The 17,903-nt window shown below is 66.4% G+C and carries 17 protein-coding genes and 1 rRNA gene; 13 read left to right on the forward strand and 5 right to left on the reverse strand.

Annotated features, from left to right (window positions below; genetic code table 11):
* Window positions 1-27 precede the first annotated feature (27 nt).
* From CLM73_RS20855 to CLM73_RS20885, 7 genes are all read left to right on the forward strand, one after another.
* Entirely contained in the window at window positions 28-1,188 is a 1,161-nt protein-coding gene (locus CLM73_RS20855) for an MFS transporter (protein WP_105241641.1), read from the forward strand.
* Window positions 1,189-1,275: 87 nt separating this feature from the next.
* The gene (leuS, locus tag CLM73_RS20860; protein ID WP_105241642.1) at window positions 1,276-3,933 is read left to right on the forward strand and encodes a leucine--tRNA ligase; all 2,658 of its coding nucleotides are present in this window, start codon (window positions 1,276-1,278) and stop codon (window positions 3,931-3,933) included.
* 11 nt (window positions 3,934-3,944) lie between these two features.
* Window positions 3,945-4,607 carry an LPS assembly lipoprotein LptE gene (lptE, locus tag CLM73_RS20865; RefSeq protein WP_105240060.1) on the forward strand — a complete coding sequence of 221 codons (663 nt, stop codon included), beginning with the start codon at window positions 3,945-3,947 and terminating at the stop codon, window positions 4,605-4,607.
* 3 nt (window positions 4,608-4,610) lie between these two features.
* A complete protein-coding gene (gene holA, locus CLM73_RS20870; protein ID WP_105240061.1) occupies window positions 4,611-5,666 on the forward strand; it encodes a DNA polymerase III subunit delta in 1,056 nt (351 codons plus the stop codon).
* A 142-nt stretch (window positions 5,667-5,808) separates the two neighbouring features.
* Complete coding sequence (locus tag CLM73_RS20875; RefSeq protein ID WP_105240062.1) at window positions 5,809-7,074, forward strand: glutamate-5-semialdehyde dehydrogenase; 1,266 nt, start codon at window positions 5,809-5,811, stop codon at window positions 7,072-7,074.
* Window positions 7,075-7,211: 137 nt separating this feature from the next.
* The gene (locus CLM73_RS20880) at window positions 7,212-7,592 is read left to right on the forward strand and encodes a hypothetical protein (RefSeq protein ID WP_199778181.1); all 381 of its coding nucleotides are present in this window, start codon (window positions 7,212-7,214) and stop codon (window positions 7,590-7,592) included.
* A 4-nt stretch (window positions 7,593-7,596) separates the two neighbouring features.
* Window positions 7,597-8,382 carry a 2-keto-4-pentenoate hydratase gene (locus CLM73_RS20885; RefSeq protein WP_105240063.1) on the forward strand — a complete coding sequence of 262 codons (786 nt, stop codon included), beginning with the start codon at window positions 7,597-7,599 and terminating at the stop codon, window positions 8,380-8,382.
* Between the two features lie 71 nt (window positions 8,383-8,453).
* On the opposite strand, the gene CLM73_RS20890 is transcribed toward CLM73_RS20885, so the two are convergent.
* Together CLM73_RS20890 and CLM73_RS20895 are read right to left on the reverse strand one after the other, a co-directional pair.
* The gene (locus tag CLM73_RS20890) at window positions 8,454-9,869 is read right to left on the reverse strand and encodes an amidase family protein (RefSeq protein WP_105241644.1); all 1,416 of its coding nucleotides are present in this window, start codon (window positions 9,867-9,869) and stop codon (window positions 8,454-8,456) included.
* A gap of 83 nt (window positions 9,870-9,952) precedes the next feature.
* Complete coding sequence (locus CLM73_RS20895) at window positions 9,953-10,822, reverse strand: LysR family transcriptional regulator (RefSeq protein WP_105240064.1); 870 nt, start codon at window positions 10,820-10,822, stop codon at window positions 9,953-9,955.
* A gap of 118 nt (window positions 10,823-10,940) precedes the next feature.
* Here CLM73_RS20895 and CLM73_RS20900 point away from each other — a divergent pair, with 118 nt between their 5' ends.
* Window positions 10,941-12,338, forward strand: coding sequence for an MFS transporter (locus CLM73_RS20900; protein ID WP_105240065.1), 1,398 nt, complete (start codon window positions 10,941-10,943; stop codon window positions 12,336-12,338).
* A gap of 45 nt (window positions 12,339-12,383) precedes the next feature.
* Here the strand turns inward: CLM73_RS20900 and CLM73_RS20905 are convergent, their stop codons facing one another.
* On the reverse strand, window positions 12,384-13,010 hold the full coding sequence (locus CLM73_RS20905) for a hypothetical protein (protein ID WP_105240066.1): 627 nt from the start codon (window positions 13,008-13,010) through the stop codon (window positions 12,384-12,386).
* A 110-nt stretch (window positions 13,011-13,120) separates the two neighbouring features.
* On the opposite strand from CLM73_RS20905, the gene CLM73_RS20910 reads away from it, so the two are divergent.
* The 3 genes from CLM73_RS20910 to CLM73_RS20920 all read left to right on the forward strand — a co-directional run bounded on the left by CLM73_RS20910 (window position 13,121) and on the right by CLM73_RS20920 (window position 14,940).
* A complete protein-coding gene (locus CLM73_RS20910) occupies window positions 13,121-14,101 on the forward strand; it encodes a 3-hydroxyacyl-CoA dehydrogenase NAD-binding domain-containing protein (protein ID WP_105240067.1) in 981 nt (326 codons plus the stop codon).
* 94 nt (window positions 14,102-14,195) lie between these two features.
* The gene (locus CLM73_RS20915) at window positions 14,196-14,468 is read left to right on the forward strand and encodes a GNAT family N-acetyltransferase (protein ID WP_105240068.1); all 273 of its coding nucleotides are present in this window, start codon (window positions 14,196-14,198) and stop codon (window positions 14,466-14,468) included.
* 67 nt (window positions 14,469-14,535) lie between these two features.
* Window positions 14,536-14,940, forward strand: a complete 405-nt coding sequence (locus tag CLM73_RS20920; RefSeq protein ID WP_105240069.1) for a YchJ family protein — start codon at window positions 14,536-14,538, stop codon at window positions 14,938-14,940.
* 74 nt (window positions 14,941-15,014) lie between these two features.
* On the opposite strand, the gene CLM73_RS20925 is transcribed toward CLM73_RS20920, so the two are convergent.
* Window positions 15,015-15,869 (reverse strand): LysR substrate-binding domain-containing protein, encoded by an 855-nt coding sequence (locus CLM73_RS20925; RefSeq protein WP_105240070.1) that lies wholly within the window; start codon window positions 15,867-15,869, stop codon window positions 15,015-15,017.
* Between the two features lie 187 nt (window positions 15,870-16,056).
* Between CLM73_RS20925 and CLM73_RS20930 the strand changes: the two genes are divergently transcribed.
* Both CLM73_RS20930 and CLM73_RS20935 read left to right on the forward strand, forming a co-directional pair.
* Window positions 16,057-16,767, forward strand: coding sequence for a haloacid dehalogenase type II (locus CLM73_RS20930; RefSeq protein ID WP_105240071.1), 711 nt, complete (start codon window positions 16,057-16,059; stop codon window positions 16,765-16,767).
* Window positions 16,768-16,798: 31 nt separating this feature from the next.
* Window positions 16,799-17,539 carry an aldolase gene (locus CLM73_RS20935; protein WP_105240072.1) on the forward strand — a complete coding sequence of 247 codons (741 nt, stop codon included), beginning with the start codon at window positions 16,799-16,801 and terminating at the stop codon, window positions 17,537-17,539.
* A 150-nt stretch (window positions 17,540-17,689) separates the two neighbouring features.
* Here the strand turns inward: CLM73_RS20935 and rrf are convergent.
* Window positions 17,690-17,802: ribosomal RNA gene (gene rrf, locus CLM73_RS20940) — 5S ribosomal RNA — on the reverse strand.
* Window positions 17,803-17,903: the final 101 nt, after the last annotated feature.

Genomic DNA, 17,903 nt, shown 5'->3' on the forward strand with positions numbered 1-17,903 from the left:
ACCCTCACCGCCCCCATCATCCTCCTGATGTCGGTGGCGACCGGCCTGGCCGTCGCCAGCAACTATTACGCGCAGCCCCTGCTGCACACCATCGGCCAGCAGTTTTCGATCTCGAACGCCGCCGCCGGCGCGATCGTCACCACCGCGCAGCTCAGCTACGCCGTGGGGCTGATGCTGCTGGTGCCACTGGGCGACATGTTCGAGCGCCGTTCGCTCATCGTGCTGATGAACCTGCTGTCGGCGGGCGGCCTGCTGATTTCGGCCTTCTCCACCAGCATCTCGATGCTCATCATCGGCACCGCCCTGACCGGCATGCTGTCCGTCGTCGCCCAGATCCTCGTGCCGTTCGCTGCCACGCTGGCGGCGCCCCACGAGCGCGGCAAAGCCGTCGGGACCGTCATGAGCGGGCTGCTGCTAGGCATCCTGCTGGCCCGCACCGCGGCGGGCGCGCTGGCCGACGTGGGCAGCTGGCGCACGGTGTACTGGGTCGCCGCCATCCTGATGCTGTGCATGTCCGCCGTCCTGTGGCGCGTGCTGCCCCGCTACCAGAGCCCCACGGCAATGAGCTATCCGCAATTGCTGGGCTCCATCCTGCGCATGTTCGTCGAGGAACCCCTGTTCCGCGCCCGGTCGCTCATCGGCGGGCTGCTGTTCGCCGCCTTCAGCATGCTCTGGACGCCGCTGACCTTCCTCCTGGCCAGCCCGCCCTATGAATACAGCAACACCACCATCGGCCTGTTTGGCCTGGCGGGCGCCGCCGGGGCCTACGCCGCCAACCGTTTCGGGCGCCTTGCCGACCGCGGCCTGGGCAACCTCGCCACCCGCGTGGGCCTGCTGCTCCTCCTGGGGTCGTGGGGACTGATGGCGTTTGGCCAGGCGTCGGTGATTGCCCTGCTGGCCGGCATCCTGGTGCAGGATCTGGCGATCCAGGGCGTGCACGTCACCAATACCAGCAGCATCTACCGCCTGCGGCCGGAGGCGCGCAGCCGCCTGACCGCCGGTTACGTCACCTGCTACTTCATCGGCGGCGCATCGGGATCGCTGGTATCGTCCTGGCTGTACGCCCATTTCGGCTGGCCCGCGGTGGTGATCGCGGGCGCCGTCCTGGCGGCCTTCACGCTGGCTTATGGCGCGCTTGCGCCCAGTGCGCGCATCCCCGAAATGCCCTCGCCCCCTGCCAGCGCCTAGCACCTCCTATAATCAGGGGTTTTGACCGCCACCGCGCCCCGGCGCGATGGGGCGGCTCACCCCTTTTTTGCCACCGCGCACGAGCCCATGCAGGAACGCTACCTCCCCACTACCGTCGAAGCGGCCGCCCAACAAGACTGGCAGGCCCGCGACGTCTATCTGGTCCACGAACACGCCAAGAACGCCGACGGCTCCGAAAAGCCCAAGTTCTACGCCTGCTCCATGCTGCCCTACCCCAGCGGCAAGCTGCACATGGGCCACGTGCGCAACTACACCATCAACGACATGATGGCCCGCCAGTTGCGCATGCGCGGCTACAACGTCCTGATGCCCATGGGCTGGGACGCCTTCGGCATGCCGGCGGAAAACGCCGCCATCAAGTCCAAGGTGCCGCCCGCCAAGTGGACCTACGACAACATCGCCTACATGAAGAAGCAAATGAAGGCGATGGGGCTGGCGATCGACTGGACGCGCGAAATGTGCGCCTGCGATCCGCAGTACTACAAGTGGAACCAGTGGCTGTTCCTGAAGATGCTCGAAAAGGGCGTGGCCTACCGCAAGACCCAGGTCGTCAACTGGGATCCGGTCGACCAGACCGTGCTGGCCAACGAACAGGTCATCGACGGCCGTGGCTGGCGGTCGGGCGCACTCGTCGAAAAGCGCGAGATCCCCGGTTACTACCTGCGCATCACCGACTACGCCGACGAGCTGCTGGGCGCCGTCCAGAACGACCTGCCCGGCTGGCCCGAGCGCGTGCGCCTGATGCAGGAAAACTGGATCGGCAAGTCCGAGGGCCTGCGCTTTGCCTTCCCGCACCAGATCGCCGGCCAGGACGGCCAGCTGATCCAGGACGGCAAGCTGTACGTCTTCACCACCCGTGCCGACACCATCATGGGCGTGACGTTCTGCGCCGTGGCGCCGGAGCACCCGCTCGCCACGCACGCCGCGGCGGGCAATGCCCCGCTGGCCGCGTTCATCGAACAATGCAAGCTCGGCGGCACCACCGAGGCCGAAATGGCCACGCGTGAAAAGGAAGGCATGCCCACGGGCCTGTTCGTCACGCATCCCATCACGGGCGCGCAGGTCGAAGTCTGGGTCGGCAACTACGTGCTCATGACCTACGGCGACGGCGCTGTCATGGGCGTGCCGTCACACGACGAGCGCGACTTCGCCTTCGCCAAGAAATACAACCTGCCCATCGTGCAGGTCGTGGACGTGGCCGGCAAGGACTACTCCACCGACGCCTGGCAGGAATGGTACGGCGACAAGCAGTCGGGCCGCACCATCAATTCCGGCAAGTACGACGGCCTGTCCTACAAGGAAGCCGTGGACGCCATCGCGGCCGACCTCGGCGAAAAGAGCCTGGGCGAAAAGCAGACCACCTGGCGCCTGCGCGACTGGGGCATCTCGCGCCAGCGCTACTGGGGCACCCCGATCCCCATCATTCACTGCGAAGACTGCGGCCCGGTGCCGGTCCCGGAAAAAGACCTGCCCGTGGTCCTGCCCGACGACCTCATCCCCGACGGCAGCGGCAACCCGCTGGCCAAGAACGAAGCCTTCCTGTCCTGCGCCTGCCCCAGCTGCGGCAAGCCCGCGCGCCGCGAAACGGACACGATGGACACGTTCGTGGACTCGTCCTGGTACTTCATGCGCTACACCTCGCCCGGCAACGACAACGCCATGGTCGACCAGCGCAATGACTACTGGATGCCGATGGACCAGTACATCGGCGGCATCGAGCACGCCGTGCTGCACCTTCTGTACGCGCGCTTCTGGACCAAGGTCATGCGCGACATGGGCCTGCTCAACTTCGACGAGCCCTTCACCAAGCTGCTGTGCCAGGGCATGGTGCTGAACCACATCTACTCGCGCAAGACGCCCCAGGGCGGCATCGAGTATTTCTGGCCCGAAGACGTCGACAACGTCTACGACGACCGCGGCGCCATCGTCGGCGCCAAGCTCAAGTCGGACGGCTCGGCCATCAATTACGGCGGCGTGGGCACGATGTCCAAGTCCAAGAACAACGGCGTCGATCCGCAATCGCTGATCGACACGCTGGGCGCCGACACGGCCCGCCTGTTCGTCATGTTCGCCAGCCCGCCCGAACAAACCCTCGAATGGTCCGACTCCGGCGTCGAAGGCTCCAACCGTTTCCTGCGCCGTCTCTGGTCCATCAGCTACGGCCACCGCGAAGCCATCGCCCGCGGCCTGGCCCAGGGCACGGATTGGACGCAGGCGCCCGCCGCCGTCAAGGATCTGCGCCGCGAGGTCTACGGGCTGCTCAAGCAGGCCGACTACGACTACCAGCGCATCCAGTACAACACCGTCGTGTCTGCCTGCATGAAGATGTTGAACGCCATCGACGACGCCAAGCTGCCGGAAGGCGCTGACGCCGATGCGGCCTATGCCGAAACCGTCGGCGTCCTGCTGCGCGTGCTGTACCCGGTCGTGCCGCACGTCACCTGGCACCTGTGGCAAGACCTGGGCTACGCCAAGGAACTCGGCGACCTGCTCGATGCGCCGTGGCCGCACGTGGACGAAGCCGCTCTCGTCGCCGACGAGATCGAGCTGATGCTGCAGGTCAACGGCAAGCTGCGCGGTTCCATCCGCGTGGCCGCCAAGGCTGCCAAGGAAGACATCGAGAAACTGGCCGCCAGCCAGGAAGAGGTCGCCCGATTCCTGGAAGGCCGTCCGCCCAAGCGTGTCATCGTGGTTCCGGGCAAACTGGTCAACGTCGTAGGCTGATGAGGTCAAGCATGCACTTCGCCGGGCAACAATCGCAACTCTCCCGCCAAACCTGGCTGCTGCGCGGCGCCTGCCTGGCGCTGTTCATGCTGCTTTCCGCCTGCGGCTTCGCGCTGCGCGGCACCACCCCGATGCCTTTCGAAAGGATGTACGTCGGCATCCCCGACAACACTCAATTTGGCGCGGACCTGCGCCGCGCGCTGCGCGCGGCCTCGCCCAACACCAAGCTGGTGGACACGCGCAAGGAAGCGCAGGCCATCCTGCAGCAAGTCAGCGACACGCGCAGCCTGCGCGAGGTCTCGCTGAACGCGCAAGGCCGCGTTGAATCCTACGAACTTGGCATCAACTACACGTTCCGCCTGATCGACGCCAAGGGCCGCGCTCTGGTGCCCGACACCACGCTGTCCATCTACCGCGAAATGCCGTACGACGACCAGGTGGTGCAGGCCAAGCAGGGCCAGATCGAAACGCTGTACAAGGCCATGCAGCGCGATCTGGTCTCGCGCGTGTTGCGCCGCATCACCGCGCCGGACGTGCACAAGGCATTCGAAGCCGCACAATCGGGCGTCGACGACGAAAACATGCCGCTGTTCGACCCCAACGAAGCACCGCAACAGCGCGTGCCCACGCCCTGGCAGACGCCGTCCGTCACCGATCCGACCCTCGTCCGCTAGGCCATGGCACAGCCTCTGGACGCGGATCGGCTGGCCGAACACCTGCAGCGGCCCGGCAACCGGCTGGCGCCGCTGTACACGGTCTCCGGCGACGAACCGCTGCTGGTGACCGAAGCCGTCGACGCGTTGCGCGCCGCCGCGCGCAACGCCGGCTACACCGAGCGCCTGTCCATGGTGATGGACGCGCGCAGCGACTGGAGCGCGGTCCTCGCCGCCACCCAGAGCGTGTCGCTGTTCGGTGACCGCCGCATCCTTGAAATCAAGATTCCCACCGGCAAGCCGGGCAAATCCGGCGCCGACACCCTGACCAAGCTGGCCGAACAAGCCGAAAAGCAGCCCGAGGCCGACACCCTCGTGCTGATCGCCTTGCCGCGCCTGGACAAGGCCACCCGCGAAAGCCGCTGGATGCAGGCGCTGGTGCGCGCCGGCATGGCCGTCGACATCCCCAACATCGAACGCGGCCGCCTGCCCGCCTGGGTCGGCATGCGCCTTGCGCGCCAGAACCAGCGCGCCGACAGTGCCACCCTGCAATGGATGGCGGACAAGGTCGAAGGCAACCTGCTGGCCGCCCACCAGGAAATCCAGAAGCTCGGCCTGCTCTACCCCGAGGGCCAGCTCGCCCCCGAGGACGTCGAACGCGCCGTCCTGAACGTCGCCCGCTACGACGTCTTCGGCCTGCGCGACGCCATGCTGGCCGGCGACATCGGCCGCACCATCCGCATGATCGACGGTCTGCGCGCCGAAGGCGAAGCCCTGCCGCTGGTGCTCTGGGCGGTCGGCGAAGAAATCCGCCTGCTTGCCCGCATCGCCGAAGCGCGCGCGCTGGGACAGGACGCAAACGGCCTCATGCGCCGTCTGCGCATCTTCGGCGCCCACGAACGTCTTGCGCTGCAAGCCCTGAACCGGGTCCAGCCCGGCGTCTGGCCCGCCGCCGTGCAGCACGCCCACGAAGTCGACCGCCTCATCAAGGGCCTCTCGGTGCCCGGCCGACTCTCGGATCCCTGGGAAGAAATGACCCGGCTGGCCCTGCGCGTGGCCGCCGCCGGCGGACGACCGTGAAGGCGGCCTCGCCGCCGCCTTCGCCTCGTCCTCCTTGCGCTCTCCCCGGTCCCCCGACCGGATCTCGCCCGGCCCGACAGCCGGATATACACTGAATCTCCAGGCGGCGCCCGCGCCGCCCCATCACATCATCGACGCCGCCATGTCCTCGTCCTCCATCGAACAAGCCATGCTCACCCTGGGCGAAAACGCCCGCCGCGCCTCGCGCGCCATGATGCGCGCCGACAGCGCGGCCAAGAACCAGGCGCTGATCGCCATGGCCGACGCGCTGGCCGCCAGCCACGACGAACTGAAGGCCGCCAACGAGAAAGACGTGGCCGCCGCCCGCGCCAATGGCCTGGAGCCCGCCCTGCTGGACCGCCTGACACTGTCCGACAAGACATTGGCGCACATGGCCGAAGGCCTGCGCCAGATCGCCGCCCTGCCCGACCCGATCGGCAGCATCACCGCCACCACCGTCCGGCCCAATGGGATGCGCGTCGCCCAGATGCGCGTGCCGCTGGGCGTGATCGGCATCATTTACGAATCGCGCCCCAACGTCACCATCGACGCCGCGGCCCTGTGCCTGAAATCCGGCAACGCCGCCATCCTGCGTGGCGGCAGCGAAGCCCTGCACTCGAACGTGGCGCTCGGCCGCATCGTGCAGATGGGTCTGGCCGCCGCCGGCCTGCCGCAGGATGCGGTGCAGGTGGTCGCCACCGCCGACCGAGCGGCCGTGGGCGCGCTCATCACCATGACCGAACACATCGACGTGATCGTGCCGCGCGGCGGCAAGGGCCTCATCGCCCGGCTGTCCCAGGAGGCCCGCGTTCCGCTCATCAAGCACCTGGACGGCAACTGCCACATCTACATCGACGCCGCGGCAGATCCCGACAAGGCCCACGCCATTGCCCTGAACGCCAAGACCTACCGCTACGGCATCTGCGGCGCCATGGAGACGCTGCTGATCGACGCCGTGGCCGCCGTGTCCATCCTGCCCAGTCTGGCCGCCGCCTTCGCCGAACACGGCGTGGAACTGCGCGGATGCCCGCGCACGCTGGCGCTGCTGCCGCACGCCACGCCCGCCACCGAGGAAGACTGGGCCACCGAATACCTGGCGCCCATCCTGGCCGTGCGCATCGTCGACACGCTGGACGACGCCATCGAACACATCGCGCGCTACGGCTCCGGTCACACCGACGCCATCGTCACGCAAGACCTGTCGGCGGCCCAGCGCTTCCAGCGCGAGGTCGACTCCAGCTCTGTCTACGTCAACCTGCCGACCTGCTTTGCGGACGGCTTCGAGTATGGCCTGGGCGCCGAGATCGGCATCTCCACGAACCGTCTGCATGCGCGCGGCCCCGTGGGCCTGGAAGGCCTGACCACGCTCAAGTGGGTGCTGAACGGCGAAGGCCAGACCCGCGGCTGACAGGCCCGGGCGCACCCGCGTTCGTACTGACGCGGCCCTGAACACGGGGCCGCGCCAAGCCCTCTACAATAGGGCCAGCTTTTTTTGCCTGAATTCGTCCATCCCACGCGGCCCGGCCGCGCATCGTTGAGATCCCCATGCATTCACCCGTCATGGCCATGGCCTTCAGCCTTTTCGTGCTCTGTTTCATCACCTGCACGATCAGCGGCATCGTCCTGTTCTTCGTCAAGACCAAGCAGGTCAACGCCGCGCTCAAGCACCCATACCTGCAACACCGGCCGTTCAAACAGTTTCCACTCGCAATCCAGGCCGCGATCATGCTGGATTATTTCTTCCGCCTGATGTTTCCGGGCACGCGGTTCTGGCTGATCGGCAATGCCAACGACTTGCTGTCCCACGTCGAACCCAAGAAGATTCCGCTTGCCCTGAAATGGCCGATCGTCGGTTTCTGGGGCTCGTGCTGGCTGGGCCTGATTGCCATGATCGTGTTGTGGGTCATGCTGTTCCTTGGAGCCTGAACGCATGCAGATCAAATTTGAAGACTATCCCGGCAGCGTCGATGCGGCGCGCTTTCTGATCGCCGCGCGCCAGACCGGCATCGCCGGCCCGCGCCTGCCCGCCGAATGCCGCCCGCAGTCCCTGGGCCAGGCGTTCGCGGTACAGCAACGCACGGCCGAATTGCTGCGCGACAGCCGTCAGGACAGCATCGCTGCCTGGAAAAGCGCGCTGCCATCACCAGAAAAAACCGTCGTGGCGCCCATTTACGCGTCAGGCACGGCCGACGCCGCGGCCGGCCCGGTCGCCGCCAGCACCGATGTCGTGCGCATCGAACCCGAAATCGCATTCCAGCTTGCCCGCGACCTGCCCCCGCGCGACACCCCGTATACCGAAGCCGAAATCGACGCCGCAGTGGGCGACGCTCGCTTGGCACTTGAAGTCCTGGGCTGTCGCTACGCGTCCCCCGAACATGCCAGCCTGCCCGAACTGCTGGCGGACCACATGTTCAATCAGGGGCTGGTGCTGGGCCCCCGCATCTCGTCGCCCGATGCGGCGCCGGGCTGCATGACTCTCACGCTGACGGTAGATGGCGTCGAGGTCGAGCAGCACGCCGGCATCCACCCCAACGACCGCCCCAAGGCCGGGCTGTATTGGCTGGCCAATTTCCTGCGCGAGCAAGGGTTGGGGCTGACGGCCGGCCAGCACGTCATCACCGGTTCATACGCGGGCTTTCTGGATGTGCCCGCGAACAAGGACGTCGAACTGACGTACGGCGACCTGGGCGTGTTGAAGGTGCGCTTCGGCGGCTGAACGCGCACCACAGCGTCCGGCCAAGGCCACGGTCATCGACCACCGGCCCCGGCCCACCGCCCACGGCGCTGTTATCGCGGCGCCGGCTCCGCGATGCCGACCGCCTCGCCCCCTGCCTCGATGATCTCGCCGGCCGCCAGGCACAGGTCCTCGCGGAACCGCCCCGCCACCACCTGCACGCCCACCGGACTCGGTCCCGCGCTGCTCATGGCGCTGCCCATGGCCACGGACAGTCCGGGCAGACCCATGAACGGCAGGCCGATCTGGGTCATCTGCGCGCGCCAGACACGCGCGTAGGCCGCGTCTCCCTGTAGGTCCAGGTTGTCGGGGAACGGCAGTTCAGCCGACACCGGCAACAGCAGCACCGGATACTCGGCAAGAAACACCTCCCACAGGCGCGTGAGCGTCGCGCGGCGGGTCAGCACTGCTGAAAAGCTTGTCAGATCGGCGCTTGCCGCCTTGTCGCGTTGCCCGGCCAGCGCCACCAGCGCGCCGCGGTCACCCTCTTTTTCGGCTGCCGCCACCATGGCGTCATAGCCATCGGCCATCCACATGCGAATCTGCAGGTCGGCGGCCTCCTGCATTGGGGGTATCGCGTCCAGCGTATCGACCAACCATCCAGCCTCGCTCAGCCGCCGCGCCGCTTCCTGCAACGCCTTCACGATGGCCGGATCGGTGTCCATGCCGTCGGGATTCAAACACAGCGCGGCCCGCTTCGGCACGTCCGGGCCGGTCAGCGGCGCGGGCACCCACCATGGATCGCGTGGATCCGGCGCAGCCAGCGCGGCCAGCCCCAGCCGCACATCGGCAATGGTCCGTCCCAACGGCCCGGACACCGCCGTGATCTGCCCGCCAATCGAGCGCTCTGGCAGCGCGGCGTTATACGCCGCCACCCGGCCCAGCGAAGGACGCAGGCCATGCACGCCGCACGCGTACGCCGGATAACGGATCGAGCCGGCGATATCCGTGCCATGCGCCAGATGCCCGATACCGGCCGCCACCGCGGACGCGGCGCCGCCGGACGAGCCGCCAGGCGTCAACGCCGGATTGCGGGGATTACGCGTGTCGCCATGCAGCGCGTTGCCGGTGAACCAGCGCAGCGAAAACGCCGGCGTATTGGTGCGGCCCACGATCACGGCGCCGGCGCGCCGCAGGTTGTCGACGACGGGGCTGTTCCGCTCGGCGATCAGGTCCTTCTGCAAGCGCACGCCGTTGGTGGTGGCAAAGCCCGCCTGATCCACATTGACCTTCACGGTGACGGGCACGCCCGCCAACGGGCCGGGATCTTCTCCGCGCGCAAGCGCCGCGTCCACCTCGGCCGCCTGCGCCAGCACGTCTTCGGGCCGGTGATCCACCACCGCGTTGATCGCGGGGTTGACGGCATCGAGCCGCTGCAGCGCGCTTTGCGCGGCCTGCACGGCGGACACTTCGCGCTTGCGGACAAGGGCGGCAAGCTCAACTGCGGACAAACGCCAAAGATCGGACACGCGCAACTCCTGAGGTCATGGTTTTCCTGCGGGCCAGCAAACCTTAGCGCCAGTCACGCCGCACCACAACCCTCGGCTTACCGCTAATTGCTCTCTTCAAACACCTCGACAATCGCGTCCGCGACCGCCCGCACGCGCGCCGTTCGGTTCAGGTCGCCGTGCATCACCAGCCACAGGTCATAGGCCTCGCTGCGCGTGGGCCAGATCCGAACCAGTTCGGGATGATCCGGCGCCATATGGGTCGGCAGCTCGCCGATGCCCAGTCCCGCCACCACTGCGTCGATGATCATCAGCCCGGAATTCACCTCGACGCCGATGCGGCCGTTGCGGGTGGGCTCGCCGCATAGCGAATCCGACCAGCCGGGCAGGACGGCCTGCTGATACGCGATCAACGTGTGCCCCGCAAACGCGGTGCCGGGCTTCGGCTCACCATGCGCGTCCAGGTACGCCCGCGACGCGTACAGGCCCACCTCCTTGCGCGCCAGATGGCGATGGATCAGGTCGGGGTTGTCAGGCTTGATGTTGCGGATGGCCAGATCCGCCTCGCGGCGCGTCAGATTGCTGATCCGAATGCCGGTGGACAACACCACGCGGATATCGGGGTGCTCGGCATGGACCCGCTTGATGGCCTCCATGATGAAGTAGCGGGCCACCGTTTCCGAGGTTGCGACACGGACCACGCCGGAAAGCCGGTGATCCAGCCCCTGCATCTGGCGCTGAAGCTGATCCGCCGCCTGCTCCATGCGCTCGGCTGCGGCAAAGGCCAGTTCGCCCGCCGCGGTCGGCACATAGCCGCTGGGCGTGCGCAGGAACAGGCGCGCATCCAGCGATGCCTCCAGCGCCGCCAGCCGCCGTCCTGCAGTGGCCTGGTCGATCTGCAGCACCGCCGCTGCGCCGCGCAGCGTTCCCACGCGGTAAATCGCCAGAAATATCCGTGCGTTGTCCCAATCCACTTCGCTTTCCGATGCAATTTTGCATGACTATAAAGCAGTTTTTCGGCTTTTTTGCATCAACAGGACGTCTTAAGCTTTGCTCCCTCCGCGCGTTGCGCAAACAGAAAGACACCCCGCCATGCCCTCCGCCTGCCGCCCCATCACCGCATTGGATGCACCACCCGTCCCTGCCACGGGATGGGTGCCCTTGATCACCCTGGCCGTCGGATTCGTCATGGCCATGCTCGACGTGACGGTCGTCAACGTCGCGATCCCCAGCATCGCCCTCCAGTTCACCGTGCCGCTGACGGACCTGGTCTGGATCGTCGACGGCTACACGCTGACCTTCGCCGCCCTGCTGCTGGTCGCCGGCGCGCTGGCCGACCGTTATGGGGCCAAGACCCTCTACCTGACCGGACTAGGCGTGTTCACCGCCGCGTCGCTGCTCTGCGGACTGGCGCCAAACGCCAACACGTTGATCGCGGCACGGATGCTGCAGGGCGTCGGCGCGGCGCTCTTCATGCCCAGCTCGCTCAGCCTGCTGACGCACGCCTATGCCGACGACAACGTGCGCAATCGCATGCTGGCCGCATGGTCAGCGATTGTGGCCGTCGCCGGCGCATCCGGACCGTTGCTCGGCGGCGCGCTGATCCACCAATTTGGCTGGCGCGGCATCTTCCTCATCAACATCCCGCTCGGCCTGGCCGGCTTCTGGCTGGCCCGCCGCCGCATCGCGGCCGCGCCGCGCCGTCCCCGAGCGCTCAACCCCTTGAGCCACCTGCTCGGCATCGTCGCCCTGTCTTCCTTGTGCTTCGTGCTGATCCAGGGCAACGCGTATGGCTGGACCTCCCCGCCCATCGCGTCAACCGCACTGCTGAGCCTGGCCGCCATGGCCATGCTCGTCCAACGCGAACGGCGACATGCAGAGCCCATCATCCCGCGCGCACTCTTCGCCACCAGCCAGTTCGCCGCCGCCAATGGCGTGGGCTTCCTGATCAACCTGGCGGCGTACGGCCAGCTGTTCCTGCTCAGCCTGTTCCTGCAGCATGCGCGCGGCGCCGATGCGCTGCAGACCGGCATCGAACTGGTGCCGATGCTTGCGGTGTTCTCCATCGGCAACCTCATCTCGGGCCGCCTGTCCGCGCGGTGGAACGTGGCGGCCTCGCTACTGGGCGGCGTCTCGCTCGCGGCGGTAATGAGCGCCATCGGCATCGTCACGTTCTCGCCCGGCGTCGCCTACTGGACCTTCGCCGTTGTCGTCGCGCTGGCCAACCTGGGCGTCGGCATCGCGGTGCCTGCGATGACCAGCATTGTCATGCAGGTCTCCGGCAGCCAGCACGCCAACAGCGCCGCCGCAGCGTTGAACGCCAACCGCCAGTCCGGCGCGCTCGTCGGCGTCGCGGTCATGGGCACCATCCTGCATCTCTTGCCGGACTGGCATGCCAGCCTGCCCGCGGCCTACGGCGTGATCACGGTCAGCTACGCCGTCGCCGTGGTGCTGGCATGGCGCCATCTGCGCCGAACCCGCAACGCCTGAGCCCGCAACCGAACGCCCGCAGCCGGACGCCCGCGTCCGAACGACTCATCCGGCCGCCAGAATCGCGACGCCACGGCCCGCGTAGAACCTGTCGAAATCGGCAAGCGGCAGCTCAACATCCGCTTGCGAACCCGGCTCGCCCGACGGGTTGTGAAACGTCACGGAATCGCGCGTGGCGCGCGTCATCAGCACCAGATGCCCGCCCTTTTTTGGCGGCTCCCTGTCGGGCCATCGAATCCAGGGATGGACCGACGCCATGAAGTAATCCGCCTGCGCCATCACCCCCGCCAGGTCCGACGCGGGCAGATCCACGCGAACCTGCGCACGCAGGCCGAATGCTTCCGCGACGTACCGCACGAACGGCGCATAAATCAGGCCCTTGATGTTCCCGTCCGGCTCCTCGATATACGCACCATACGGCACGCTGCCGCGCGCGAGCGTCAAGGTCGGATGGATGCGCCCCGTCCGCGCCGCCAGCACCATCTTCAAACACGCCATCCCGCAGACATGGCTGGCCCAGCGCACGTACTCGTCCACATCCCGCGCGCCGGAATCGCGCCACGCGGGGTCATGCGCGAGGTCCAGCTCCTTGCGAATGATCTCGCCAGCCCGATGCGCGGACTCCCATTGGCAGAAATACGGAACGGTCACACGCGCGGGCGTCGGACTCATGCAAGGCTCCCGGGGATTCGGAAAAGTCCTAATCTTGCCGCCGACCAGCCCGCGTGGCAACGGCCCCGGCTTTGCTTCACAATGAAGCAAACTCAACCACGGAGACCTGCATGTCCAGCCTTGCGCCGCCCAGTCCTGCTTCGTCCGGCTCTGCTTCGTCCAGCCCCGTCCCCATCCGCCGCGTCGCCATCATCGGCGCCGGCACCATCGGCGCCAGTTGGGCTGCGCTGTTTCTCGCGCACGGGCTGGAGGTCGTCGTCAGCGATCCCGGTCCGCATGCACAGGCCCAAACCATTGCCCGCGTGCAGGCGGCGTGGCCGGTCCTGGCCGAACTTGGCCACGTGCGCCACGGCGCCACCGCTGACGCGTTGCGCTTTGAGCCCGACCTCGAAACGGCCCTGGCAGGCGTGGACTTCGTGCAGGAGAACGCGCCCGAGCGCGAAGATTTCAAGACCGACCTCTTCGCCCGCATCGACGCCGTCCTGCCTCCGCACGTCATCGTCGCCTCCAGTTCGTCCGGGCTCATCATGAGCCGCCTGCAATCGCGCTGCGTCCATCCCCAACGCTTCGTGATCGGCCACCCGTTCAATCCGCCGCACCTCATTCCGCTGGTCGAGGTCGTCGGCGGCGACCAGACCTCCGCCGACACCATGGACCGCGCCATCGACTTCTACCGCAGCATGGGCAAACACCCCATCCGCCTGAATAAGGAAGTCCCCGGCCACATCGCCAACCGCCTGCAAGCCGCGCTGTGGCGCGAGGCCATCCACCTCGCCGCCGAAAACGTCGCCAGCGTCGCCGACATCGACGCCGCCGTCTCCCAAGGTCCCGGCCTGCGCTGGGCCCTCTTCGGCCCCCACATGACGTTCAACCTGGGCGGCGGCGAAGGCGGCCTTGCCCACTTCATGCACCACCTGCTCGGCCCCGTGCAAACCTGGTGGGACGACCTCGGCACCCCCGAGGTCACACCGGCGCTGCAACAACGCCTGATCGAAGGCGTCAACGCCGAAGCCGGCCACCAAAGCATCGCCGACCTCGTCGAAGTCCGCGATGCGCAACTCACCGCGTTGATCAAGGTGCTGCACCGGTAACGCCATCAGAGATGGAAGCCGGGGAATCCGACGCTCAGCGCAGGTCCGAAACTTGCTCCGATCGTCTTCGTCACCAACGAAGGAGTTTTCTCGAATGATTTCTGTAATTCACGACACCGACCGTTCCCGCTTCACCGCCACCGTCGACGGCGTACTCTGCGTCCTCGACTATCAGCTCCAGAACGGCGCCATGGCCATCACACACACGGGGGTGCCCAGTGCCGTCGGCGGCCGCGGCATCGCCGCCGAACTGACCCGCCAGGCGCTGCTCACCGCGCGCGAGAACGGCTGGAAGGTCCGCCCCTACTGCTCCTACGCCGACGCCTACATTCGACGCCATCCCGAATACACTGATCTCTTGGCGTGATCGGCTTTCGCGATCTGCCTCTCCGATCTCCGGCCTGATCCGTTCACTGACTTCAATTGCCCCCGCCGTGCCGAAGCAATCAACCTCTTCCAACACGCCCTGCCCCTGCGGCAGCCCCCGTTCCTATCCCGACTGCTGCGGCCGCTGGCACGACGGCCCGCAATCGCTGCAAGCCCCGACAGCCGAAGCCCTCATGCGCTCGCGATACAGCGCCTTCGTGCTGGACAAGCTGCCCTACCTGCTGGCCACCTGGCATCCCACCACGCGCCCGGCGTCGCTAGAGCCCAACCCGCCCGGCTTGAAATGGCTCGGCCTGCAGATCAAGGCTGCAGCCGACCAGGATGCCCAACACGCCACCGTTGAATTCGTAGCCAGAAGCCGCCAGGACGGCCGCGCCAGCCGCATGCACGAGACCAGCCGCTTCCTGCGCGAGAACGGACAATGGTTCTACCTCGACGGCGACGTGCGCTAACCACGCATACCCAACGTTGATGTCCACAATTGGGGTGTCGCACGTCCAAATCGTCCCCGCTAGGGCGCGAACGGTTATAGGTCCCCGCCAATGGCCTGCTTCAGCGCGTCCAGCAGATCGACCCCAACGGCGCCAAGCCCGCGCGCATCGCCCACGATCGCCAGCTCGGTCGGCGGCACATCGGCAAACCCATCTGCGGCGGTCAGTTCTGCGTGCGTCTCCAGGCGCGCCGAGGTCGGCAACAGACTGACCCCCAAGCCCGCCGCGACCGCCGCCTGCACGCCCGCCAAACTGTGGCTGTGGTACGCGATATGCCACGGCCGCCCCGCGCTTTCCAGCGCATAGATCATCCGCTTGCGATACACACATCCCTGCGGAAACAACACCAACGGCACCACCGCCGCCTGCTCATTGCGCTGTTGACCGCCCACCCACACCAGCCGCTCCGGCCAGGCCGCAATGCACGGACCATCGCCAGGCTCCCGCTTGACCAGCGCCAGCTCCAGCTCGCCCGACGCCAGCCCGGCGCGTAGGTCCGAGCTCATCCCGCTAAGCGTTTCCAACCGCACCTCGGCATGGCGCGCGGCAAATTCCGCCAACAACACCGTCAACCGCGACACATCGAAGTCCTCTGGCACACCCAGCCGAATCACCCGCGCGGTCCGCGGCGCGGCCAATACATGCTCCGCCTCGCCCGCGATCGCCAGCAATCGCCGCGCATAGACCAACATCAGCTCGCCGTCCTCGGTCGCCGACACATTGCCGCCCGCGCGGTCCCGAAGCAGCAACGTCTTGCCCACGCTCTGTTCAAGCTTGCGCACCTGCTGACTAACCGTCGACTGCGTGCGATGCACCCGGCTGGCGGCACGGGTGAAACTTCCTTCATCCACGACGCAGACCAGCGTCTTCAATAGTTCAAGATCAAGCATTCGCTTCAACTCGTTGTTAGTGCTCCAGGTCGCCGTTCCATCTGATCGCATGCGCTTTCGCCCACCGCGTCCACTACGCCTGACAGGCTTATTTGCATATCGACTGACCAAGCCGTTTTTATTAATTTTACAACTCTGCGCATTGAACCATACGCTGTAGCGTCCACTCCTGCCCCAAGGTACCGATATGCCTCTCAACCAAGCTCGACCCCAATGGCTCACCTTTGACTGCTACGGCACCCTCATTCAATGGGACGAAGGCCTACAAGCCGCGGTGGAAAAAATCCTCGAGGCCTATCCCGGGACCACCCCGCGGCCGACCGCCGCGCAGTTCCTGCATGAGTACGACGAGCACGAGCACCGCCTCGAGCGCACGCCGCCCTACCGCAACTTTGCAGAGGTGACCCGAGAATCGTTGCGCCTGACGATGTCCCATTTTGGCCTTCCGTACCGTCCCGAAGATGCAGAAATGCTTACCAGCAGCATTTCCCGCATGCCGCCGTTCCCCGAAGTCGTGGACACGCTCGGCAAGCTCAAGCAAGCGGGCTTTCGCCTGTGCATCATTTCCAACACGGACGACGACATCATCGCCGGCAACGTCGCTCAACTGGGCGGCCATATCGATCGCGTCGTCACGGCCGAACAGGCCGGCGCCTACAAACCCTCACGCGCCATCTTTGCCCACGCCCATCAAACCCTGGGCGTCACGCCCGCAGATGTCGTGCACATCTGCGCCAGCCCGCACCTGGACCTCGTTGCGGCACGCGACATCGGCTTTCGATGCGTCTGGATTGACCGCGGCACCGGCCGCAAGCCCTTGCCTGACTACCGTCCGGAAGCTACCGTAGCAACTCTGGATCGCGTGCCGGACCTGTTTCGCGACGCCGGCTGGCTCTGATCCCCCATCCCATCTTTTATTGAAGGTTGCCATGAACCACGAACCCGGTTTTGCCGACGCACTCTTCCATGCCGATCCCGTCACCGCACTGCGCACGGACTTGGCGCTGGCACTCCGTGCGGCCGCAGCGCATGACCTGGGTGAAGGCGTCTGCAATCACTTCAGCGTGGCATTGCCCGGCGATCCCGATCATTTCCTCCTGAATCCTCGCGGTCTGATGTGGAACGAGGTCCAGGCGGACGACATCGTGCTCGTCGACGCGCATGGCAACAAACTCGCCGGCCGCCACGACGTCGAACCAACAGCCATGTTCATTCACGCCGCGATCCACCGTATCGCAGGCAAGGCCTGTGTGCTGCACACCCACATGCCCTACGCCACTGCGCTCACGCTCACCTCGGATCGCGGCCTGGACACCACCCTTTCCCAGAACGCGATGCGCTTCCACGGACGCCTCGCCATCGACGCCGAATACAACGGACTGGCGCTGGACGTCACAGAAGGCGAACGCATCGCCCACGCCATGCAGGGCGCCGACATCGTCTTCCTCGGCAATCACGGCGTCGTCGTCTGCGGCGAACGCATCGACTACGCCTACGACGATCTCTTCTTCCTCGAACGCGCCTGTACCGCGCAAGTCCTGGCGCAGTCCACCGGACGTCCGCTCGAACCCGTCAAGGCAGAAATCGCAGCCAAGGTCGCCGCCCAGATCCAAAGCGAACGCCTGCAATCCGAACTATTTTTCAAAGCACTGCGCCGCCAGCTTCCCTGACCCCGAAAGCGTCGAACCCAAACAAAAACCCCTCGCGGCGCCAGCCGCGAGGGGTTTCTTTATTCGATCGATATCCAGGGTATCGCTTGCGCGCACCGCCACAAAGACAAAACCCCGCAGGGGATACCTGCGGGGTTTTGAGCAATAAAAGCCTGACGATGACCTACTTTCACAGACGTCCGTCCACTATCATCGGCGCGAAGGCGTTTCACTGTCCTGTTCGGGATGGGAAGGAGTGGTACCACCTTGCTATGGTCGTCAGGCGTAACTGGTTGAGCGGCTGCGGTTAGGCAACTGCTCCAATCTTGGAAGAAGCGCAACGTGTGGCGATCAGAGCTGGGAGCTCGATGATCGACGCACAGTG

The organism is Achromobacter spanius, from assembly GCF_002966795.1.
Classification (GTDB): domain Bacteria; phylum Pseudomonadota; class Gammaproteobacteria; order Burkholderiales; family Burkholderiaceae_B; genus Achromobacter; species Achromobacter spanius_D.

Excerpts from the sequence above, each read along its gene's own strand:
- CLM73_RS20875 (WP_105240062.1), top strand. The coding sequence starts at position 5,809 with ATGTCCTCGTCCTCCATCGAACAAGCCATGCTCACCCTGGGCGAAAAC.
- CLM73_RS20885 (WP_105240063.1), top strand. The coding sequence starts at position 7,597 with ATGCAGATCAAATTTGAAGACTATCCCGGCAGCGTCGATGCGGCGCGC.
- CLM73_RS20855 (WP_105241641.1), top strand. The coding sequence starts at position 28 with ATGTCGGTGGCGACCGGCCTGGCCGTCGCCAGCAACTATTACGCGCAG.
- CLM73_RS20900 (WP_105240065.1), top strand. The coding sequence starts at position 10,941 with ATGCCCTCCGCCTGCCGCCCCATCACCGCATTGGATGCACCACCCGTC.
- CLM73_RS20880 (WP_199778181.1), top strand. The coding sequence starts at position 7,212 with ATGCATTCACCCGTCATGGCCATGGCCTTCAGCCTTTTCGTGCTCTGT.
- CLM73_RS20910 (WP_105240067.1), top strand. The coding sequence starts at position 13,121 with ATGTCCAGCCTTGCGCCGCCCAGTCCTGCTTCGTCCGGCTCTGCTTCG.
- leuS (WP_105241642.1), top strand. The coding sequence starts at position 1,276 with ATGCAGGAACGCTACCTCCCCACTACCGTCGAAGCGGCCGCCCAACAA.
- holA (WP_105240061.1), top strand. The coding sequence starts at position 4,611 with ATGGCACAGCCTCTGGACGCGGATCGGCTGGCCGAACACCTGCAGCGG.
- CLM73_RS20935 (WP_105240072.1), top strand. The coding sequence starts at position 16,799 with ATGAACCACGAACCCGGTTTTGCCGACGCACTCTTCCATGCCGATCCC.
- lptE (WP_105240060.1), top strand. The coding sequence starts at position 3,945 with ATGCACTTCGCCGGGCAACAATCGCAACTCTCCCGCCAAACCTGGCTG.
- CLM73_RS20915 (WP_105240068.1), top strand. The coding sequence starts at position 14,196 with ATGATTTCTGTAATTCACGACACCGACCGTTCCCGCTTCACCGCCACC.
- CLM73_RS20905 (WP_105240066.1), bottom strand. The coding sequence starts at position 13,010 with ATGAGTCCGACGCCCGCGCGTGTGACCGTTCCGTATTTCTGCCAATGG.
- CLM73_RS20930 (WP_105240071.1), top strand. The coding sequence starts at position 16,057 with ATGCCTCTCAACCAAGCTCGACCCCAATGGCTCACCTTTGACTGCTAC.
- CLM73_RS20925 (WP_105240070.1), bottom strand. The coding sequence starts at position 15,869 with ATGCTTGATCTTGAACTATTGAAGACGCTGGTCTGCGTCGTGGATGAA.